We start from the raw sequence: 8137 nt of genomic DNA on the forward strand, positions 1-8137 counted from the left end.
CGCCTTTTTTTATTTGTATCGCTATAATCGACGCATAAGAAAAACTAATTCTAAGTTTGGTGTTTATGTCTCGTCGTTTACCTCCTTTAAATGCACTAAAAGCTTTCGAAGCCGCTGCCCGCCATTTGAGCTTTACAAAAGCAGCAGAAGAGCTATATGTAACGCAGGCTGCGGTGAGCCATCAAATTAAAACCCTTGAAGAGCATTTAGGGTTAAAGCTGTTTTTACGTAAGAATCGTTCTTTGCTGTTAACCGAAGAAGGGCAAGGTTACTTTTTAGATATAAAAGAAATTTTTACTCAGCTGATTGATGCCACAGAAAAACTACTTGCCCGAGGTGCGAAAGGGTCACTCACGGTAAGTTTAACGCCAAGTTTTGCGATTCAATGGTTAGTGCCCAGACTTAGTTTATTTAATGAATTACATCCAGAAATCGACGTGCGAATTAAAGCGCAAGATCAGGATGAAAACTCACTTTCTGACGATGTAGATATTGCTATTTATTATGGTCGTGGCCACTGGAGTGGGGTACAGACATATAAGCTGCATACTGAATATCTAGTGCCATTATGTAGCCCATTGCTGTTAACGGGCCCTAAGCCACTTAATCAACCCAGTGATTTAGCAAATCATACCTTATTGCATGATACCACCCGTAAAAACTGGAAAACCTGGATGAAAACGGCTGGTGTGCGTAATGTACAAGTTAACCAAGGGCCGATTTTTAGTCACTCATCAATGGTATTGCAAGCCGCGGTGCATGGACAGGGGGTTGCCATTGGTAATAGCGTTTTAGCAAAACCTGATATTGATGCGGGTCGTCTAGTTATTCCATTTAATCACTCATTAGAAAGTAAAAATGCATACTATTTAGTGATCCGCGAATCGCAAACAGAGCTTGGCAAAATAGTGTCTTTTAAAGACTGGATGCTGAGCTTAGTAGAGCAAGAACAAGAGTATTAACATGTTACAGTGGTTTAAAAGTGCAACGGGCAAAGCTCGCGCACAGTTTATATTTGCCCATGGTGCAGGGGCAGGCAGTGATTCTGAGTTTATGCAAACAATGGCTAACTTGATTAGTCAGCATGGGATTGATGTAGCCTTGTTTGATTTTCAGTATATGCAAATTGCTAAAGAAACGGGCAAGCGTAGGCCACCCGAGCGTGCTCCTAAGTTACTTGCCTACTTTAGTGAAATTTTAGCCGAACGCCAGCCAGAATTGCCGCTATTTATTGGGGGTAAATCTATGGGGGGGCGTATGGCTTCGATGCTTTGTACTGAGCAGGAGCAAGCTCAAATTGCTGGCGTGGTTGCTTTTGGTTATCCGTTTCATCCACCGGGTAAACCCGAAAAACTGCGTATAGAGCATTTTGTTGATATGCCACGCCCTTTTTTAGTGCTGCAAGGTGAGCGCGATACGTTTGGCTCTCAGCAAGAACTTGCTGAGCTTAAAATGGTTAACCCACCCGAGATTAAATTTCTAAAAGATGGTGACCACTCATTAAAACCACGCAAAAAAAGTGGCATTACAGAGCAAGAAAACTTACAGCAAGCTGCAGATTATGCAGCGCAGTTTATTATGAATTTAGTGGCTGGAGATGCACAATGATCAAACTCTATTTAATGATTGGTAGCTTATTTTGCATGCTTTCAGTAATGCTTGGCGCATTTGCTGCTCATGGTTTAAAAAGCCGCGTTTCTGAGTATGCGATTGGAATTTTTAAAACCGCTGCTGAATACCAAATGGTGCATGGCCTTGCATTGATAGCAATTGCTATCTTAATTAAATGGGGCATGAACTTAAGTTGGGCTGGTGGATTTTTTATCGCAGGTACCGTGTTATTTAGCGGTAGTTTGTATTTACTCGCACTAACGGGCATGAAGTGGCTTGGGCCTATCACCCCAATTGGCGGCGTTTGTTTTATTATTGGTTGGGCTATTTTGTTAGTTCAAGCAGCACGATATAAGTTTTAAGGGTTATCTATGTCGAGTGTAGTTATTTATTGTCGCAGTGGTTTTGAAAATGATGCCGCTGCTGAAATTACTTTTCAGGCTGCTGAACAAGGCTTTGCTGGTTACGTAAAAACAAAACCAAATACGGGCATTGTTGTTTACGAATGTTTTGATGCAAGCCACGGTGAAGAAATCATCAAAAAAGTAGATTTCAAAAATATGGTATTTGCTCGCCAATGGTTTACTGGCACCTTAGTCGATAACATGCCACTTGAAGACCGCGTTAGTGCTATTGTTGATGCTGCCGCTGAGTTTCCTGAATGTGGTGACCTACGTGTAGAAACGCCAGATACCAATGAAGGTAAAGAGCTGAGTAAGTTCTGCAAAAAGATTTCTACACCTCTGAAAAAATCGCTTGAAAAGCGCTCGAAGGTAACACGCGAAATTGCTGAGAAAAAACCTGTTATGCATGTGTTATTTTTAGCAAACGACAGTGCTTATGTTGGCTATTCATATACATTCAATAATTCGCCTTTCTTTATGGGTATCCCGCGTTTACGTATGCCGAGTGATGCGCCAAGCCGCTCAACGTTAAAACTCGATGAAGCCTTTAACGTGTTTATTCCACCTCATGAAGCTGAAGAACGTATGCAACCTGGCATGCGAGGCGTTGATTTAGGTGCTTGCCCAGGGGGCTGGACTTATCAGCTAGTGCGACGTGGTATGTTTGTAAGCGCAATTGATAATGGTCCTATGAACGATGACTTGATGGAAACAGGGCAAGTTAAGCATTTTAGGGTCGATGGTTTTAAATACCGTCCAGAAAAGCGCAATATTCAATGGTTAGTCTGTGACATGGTGGAAAAGCCAGCAAAAGTGACTAACCTTATGATTGATTGGGCGGTAAACGCCTACGCAAAAGAGCTTATTTTTAATCTTAAACTACCGATGAAAAAACGTTTTGATAGCGTTTACGAGTGTTTAAAAATGATTAAAGAAGAGCTTGATAAATATGGCGTAAGTTACGAACTACAAGCTAAGCACTTATACCATGACCGTGAAGAGGTCACGGTTCATTTAAATGTAACTAAGGTGCCACAAAGTTTATACAGTTAATCGCGAGGGCTGAAAAATGGAGAATAGAATAAAGTTACTTGGGCTTAGTATTTTATTTTCCATTTTTTTAACGGCTTGTGGAGGCGGCGGGGGGAGTGAAGAGTCTAATAATGCTGAGAACCAAGCGCCACAAGTAAGTATTTCTGGTGATACTGAGGTCAATGAGCTGGCAACACTTTCATTAAGTGCGTCAGCCAACGATAGTGATGGTTCTATAGCCGACTTTTCTTGGCAGCAAACTGGTGGCCCTTCTATCGATTTTGCAGCAAACGGTCAACAAATCAATGTATCAATTCCTGCAGTAGATACTGACACAGATGTCTCATTTTCTTTGCGCGTTACTGATAATCAAGGCGCAACAGCTACAACCAGTATCACTATTACCATTATTAATGTTAATCAAGCCCCGACAATATCGGTTGCTGGCCCTCAGATATCCTCTTCTAGTAACAATATTTCTCTTAGTGCAAATGCCTCAGATTCTGATGGAGAGGTTATTAGTTATGATTGGCAGCAAACGGCTGGTCCAGATGTAGAGTTTGAAAATGGATCGAGCACAATTAGTTTTACCACACCAAATGTTGCAACCTTAACTCAGCTTGTTTTTTCGGTGACAGTTACTGATAGTTTTGGTGAACAAAGCACGGCGCTTTTTACTATAGATGTAAGCGCAAACAGTGCTCCATCAGTGAGTATAACTGGTTCGCAAAATATTCAAGAAGGGGCTGAAGGAGTATTAACAGCTACGGCAACAGACAGTGATGGTAGTATTATTAGCTATAGTTGGGTGCAAACTTCAGGCCCGATTACCGAATTTACTGCAACTGATAATTTAATAAATTATACGGCCCCTGAAGTAGAAACAAATGATGAAATTACCTTCCAAGTAACAGCAACTGATGATGATGGAGCTACAAGCTCTGCAGAATTTAGTGTTGTGGTTGAAAATTACATAAATCTTGCGCCTGTCATTACCCTCGATGCGATTGCTGATATTACTGAGTTAACGCAAGCTTCTGTCTCTGTGGTTGTTACAGACAGCGACGGGGTTATAGCAGATATTGAGTGGCAGCAATTAAGTGGACCATCAGTAGATTTTGTGCGAAATGGCGAAACTATTACTTTCACAGCGCCAGAAGTGTCTGAAAATACCGAGGTGATATTTCGGATCACTGCGGTAGATGATCAAGGAGCAATATCTTCAGCAAGCCTCACATTTATGATCATTCATGTTAATAAACCACCCACAGTCTCTGATATTGCTATTACTACAGAGTTTAATGAAAGTAGTGAATTTACTATTGACGCGAGTGATATTGATGGGGATGAGTTAACTATTAGTTTTTCTCAGCAGTTAGCTGGGGCGAGTATCACTTTAGTTGATGCAACAACTTTTCGTTATCTTTATCAACCTGCATCAAATAGCATATCGCAAGCGCCTTTTACTGTAACTGTATCGGATGGAACTCAGAGTGCCCAAGCGACAGTGAGCGTGACAATTACAGATACTAGTGCAGCCACTGTTGTAAATGTAAGCCCTGAAGATGCAGCCTCTGCTGTGAGTGTAAATGCTCGAGTTATGTTATCGATGTCTGATGTGATGAAGTCATCGAGTTTAGTTGTTAATAGCGCCAATGGTGTATGTGAGGGAAGTGTGCAATTATCAGCTGATAATTTTGAAACTTGCTTAGCAATCGACTCATTAGAGATGACGGGACCACAAGGAAATGACAATGAATATTTTAACAATATTGAGTTTACAGCTGCTTTTAATCAAGCAACAGAATATGCGTTAAGATTAACCGAAGACTTAGTTAATTTTGCTGATACACCTGCTTTAGCCCAAGTAGTTTCTACTTTTACAACTGGAAGTAATGATTTAAAGATAACTGAGGTTGTCGCTATTCGTTTTAGCAACGACACGCCTTGGTTTGAACTTTATAACGGAACCGATAGTAGTGTTAATTTAGCTGATTACAGTGTACGAGTAAAAAGTCGTGACAGTTCTGATAATAGTATTTCGGCCGCAACAATTTTTAATTTGCCTGACCAAGTGATTGCTCCTGAGGAATATCTCATAGTTCATAGTGGTTTTGGTGATCAATTATTTTACGAAACAACTGAGCAAAATAAATCTATCGCTTTTATTGGCGATATTGACTCAACGGTTCGCCCTTATTGGTTTTTGAATGGGTTTGTTGAATTACTAACGCGTGACTCGGGAAGTACTGTGGATTTTGTTCGATTTGGCAATGACACTACTGAGCCTCTGACGGCAGGACAATGGCAAACAGGATCAGCACCTGTCATTTCTAATGTAACTGGCTCAAGTATTAAAAGAGATATAGATAACACAGATACTAATTCATCATCTGATTGGCACTATAGCCAATTTACGACACCGGCGGGTGTTAATGATGTTAGCTGCGAAGATGACAGTGATGAAGATGGTATTCCTGACTGTTCAGAACTCCTTGGGTCAACTTTTTCTGGACTACCTCTGCATGCTTGGGGAGCTAGAGTTAATCAAAAAGATATCTTTATTGAAGTGGATTATATGGATAGCAGTGATGCGGGAATAATACCGCACCAAACAGCATTGGAAAAAGTGGTAAGCTCGTTCGCTGAGCAAGGCATTGTTGTTCACTTTGATGTGGGGGATTTGTACCACCAAGCAGGGGGAATATCTGTACAAGATCATGATTTAGGTGGGGGTGATCAAGTAACCTTTAGACAATATACACCTTATAACTTTAACCAAGGTGTTGAGAGTTTATTTCATTATAAAATGGCAAACTTTGACATGAGACGTAAGCCGATATTTCATTATATGTTAATGGCTAATAGTCGAAACGTTGATGGCAGTGCGGGTTCTTCAGGGGTTGCTGAATTAAGTGGTAATGATTTGATGATAAGTATGGGGAATTGGGGGTTATCACTTGATAACGAAATATCTCGAAATTTAACCTTCAACTACCAAGCATCAACGATAATGCATGAGCTTGGCCATAATTTAGGTTTAGAGCATGGTGGTGATGAAAGTACAAACTATAAACCAAATCATTTGAGTATTATGAATTACCTTTATCAGTTGAGAGGGTTACCGACGATAGGGAATAATGAGGGAGATCGCTATTACTCGAGTCGCTATCGTGAGAATGCCAATTGTGCCGTACAAACTGCGGATTTGACTAATAGCCCATTTGACTCTCCTGAAAATTTTGTAATGTCTTATTCGCATGGACTCGGAAGTTCCATAGACGAAAATAATATAATAGAGGCTAATGGTTTAAGGTATCCCGGCTCTGCTGCTGTAGATTTTAATTGTAATGCAGATTCGACTGAAACTCTAAGCCAAGATACGAATGATGATACCGCCGTAACAGTGCTAAATGATGTTGATGAGTGGAGTTTGATTGAACTTCGTTTTTATACCTTGTTCTCTGGCAATCGCTTCGGTGTTCATCAGCAAGATAGCGATCAAAAAGACGTGTCGAAGCATATACAACAACGAATGATTGAAGAGCAAGCGCCACCTTTAAAACTTCTTAATGAAATTAAAGCTGCTAGAGAAAAGCAAGGGATTAAGTAGTGAAGTATCTGGTTATATTTTTTATGTTGATATGTTGTGTTGCATGCACACCAGATGTTGAACCTCAATGGCATATGTCATCTAGATTAAATTATGATGGGCAGCCAGTAAACTGGAAATCAGGCTCAGTAATTGGTTGCCAACATTGTAAAATTCAAGAGGGACGTATCGTTGAACCCGATGGGATCTCAATCATATACACTCTATACCAAAGAGGGCAATGGCGGGCAGAATATCGCGAATCACATCAAGCTAGGATTGTTTTAGGGAATAACGCACATGCACTTTTAGTTAAAAATAAAGGTTCAGGCACTGTTTTATTAGAAAATAAACACAAACAAATTTCAGAGCTAGCAAAGATAGGGACCCCATTTATACTCAATATGGGGGAAGAAAGATTTACGGTGGTTATTAGTCAATTTGATGAACCTCGCTTTGGCACCGAGTTATCAGATCCTTTACCAGTTAAATTAAATTATAGTGTATTGAAAAGCCAATAGTTTTCTACTGGCTTTTCAAACATTTTAACTTCGATATTGGCTTCGATAGTTTTCAACCCATAACCGTGTGCCACCGCAAACAGCAACGGGCATAACAATTAGGTTTACGAATGGGATAGCAGTTAAAATCATGACAGCTAAACCAAAGCCATAAGATAACGTTTGCTTTTGCTTTAAGTCATTTTTCATTTCGTTAAAACTAATTTTATGGTTATCGAACGCATAGTCTTCATATTGCACTGCATACATCCAGCAAGTGAATAACACCCATAAAACTTGACCGATCACAGGTAAAATCCACAGTAAGATAAAAAAGCCTATAGCGCGCGGCAGATAATAGCAAAGTTTTGTCCATTCTCGACCTAACATACGTGGCACATCTTTCATTGTATCGAAAAGACTATCGTCATTAATTTTTTGCCCAGTGAGATAAAGTTCGACTTTTTCACTGAGTAGGCCGTTAAATGGGGCTGCTATAAAGTTTGTTATAACTGTGAAGAGCATACTGTAACTAAATAAAATCACCAGCACAGCAATTGGCCACATTAGCCACTCGAGCCAGCTAAGCCATTCTGGTAATAACGAGTTCATGTAAGCAAAGCCATCGGTGAGCCAGCCATACAAAAAGAACAGCGAACTACCAAAAAGCAGAATATTGATTAATAAAGGAATAAGTACAAAACGTTTCAACCCTTTTTGGCTAATTAACTTAAAGCCAGAAAAGAAGTATTCCATACCTTGAGTGAACTGCACGAGAAAACCTCATCTTATTTCTTGTTGTTTGCAGTATAGGGTTTTGACGATATTTGAACAGCTTTTTTCCGTAACAAAGTGTTTAACTCTTTACATGGACAGTCACTTTAAGTCGGATAGGCACTCTAATTCTTAATAAAATTTAACTTTACATGGACAGTCACAGTATTTATTGCTCTTGCGGCACAGAAAACTTTGTCTACACTTTAATTACAGCTAATGCA

The 8137-nt window shown here is 40.0% G+C and carries 7 protein-coding genes; 6 read left to right on the forward strand and 1 reads right to left on the reverse strand.

The window, feature by feature from the left end:
- Positions 1-65: 65 nt before the first annotated feature.
- The 6 genes from CWC02_RS18295 to CWC02_RS18320 are packed head-to-tail and all read left to right on the forward strand — an operon-like array spanning position 66 to position 7160.
- Positions 66-962: a transcriptional regulator GcvA gene (locus CWC02_RS18295; protein WP_063706073.1), complete on the forward strand. Its 897-nt coding sequence runs from the start codon at positions 66-68 to the stop codon at positions 960-962.
- A gap of 1 nt (position 963) precedes the next feature.
- Positions 964-1608: an alpha/beta family hydrolase gene (locus CWC02_RS18300; RefSeq protein WP_138619690.1), complete on the forward strand. Its 645-nt coding sequence runs from the start codon at positions 964-966 to the stop codon at positions 1606-1608.
- The gene (locus CWC02_RS18305; protein ID WP_054551639.1) at positions 1605-1973 is read left to right on the forward strand and encodes a DUF423 domain-containing protein; all 369 of its coding nucleotides are present in this window, start codon (positions 1605-1607) and stop codon (positions 1971-1973) included. Before CWC02_RS18300 ends, CWC02_RS18305 begins: the two co-directional genes overlap by 4 nt.
- Positions 1974-1982: 9 nt before the next feature.
- A complete protein-coding gene (gene rlmM / locus CWC02_RS18310; protein ID WP_138619691.1) occupies positions 1983-3068 on the forward strand; it encodes a 23S rRNA (cytidine(2498)-2'-O)-methyltransferase RlmM in 1086 nt (361 codons plus the stop codon).
- Positions 3069-3084: 16 nt separating this feature from the next.
- A complete protein-coding gene (locus CWC02_RS18315; protein ID WP_138619692.1) occupies positions 3085-6660 on the forward strand; it encodes a PKD domain-containing protein in 3576 nt (1191 codons plus the stop codon).
- The gene (locus CWC02_RS18320) at positions 6660-7160 is read left to right on the forward strand and encodes a hypothetical protein (RefSeq protein WP_138602671.1); all 501 of its coding nucleotides are present in this window, start codon (positions 6660-6662) and stop codon (positions 7158-7160) included. The genes CWC02_RS18315 and CWC02_RS18320 overlap by 1 nt, the downstream gene beginning before the upstream one ends.
- Positions 7161-7184: 24 nt before the next feature.
- On the opposite strand, the gene cysZ is transcribed toward CWC02_RS18320, so the two are convergent.
- Positions 7185-7895 (reverse strand): sulfate transporter CysZ, encoded by a 711-nt coding sequence (gene cysZ / locus CWC02_RS18325; protein ID WP_206004105.1) that lies wholly within the window; start codon positions 7893-7895, stop codon positions 7185-7187.
- Positions 7896-8137 lie beyond the last annotated feature (242 nt).

Origin of the sequence: Pseudoalteromonas sp. S2721, assembly GCF_005887425.1 — a bacterium.
Classification (GTDB): domain Bacteria; phylum Pseudomonadota; class Gammaproteobacteria; order Enterobacterales; family Alteromonadaceae; genus Pseudoalteromonas; species Pseudoalteromonas simplex.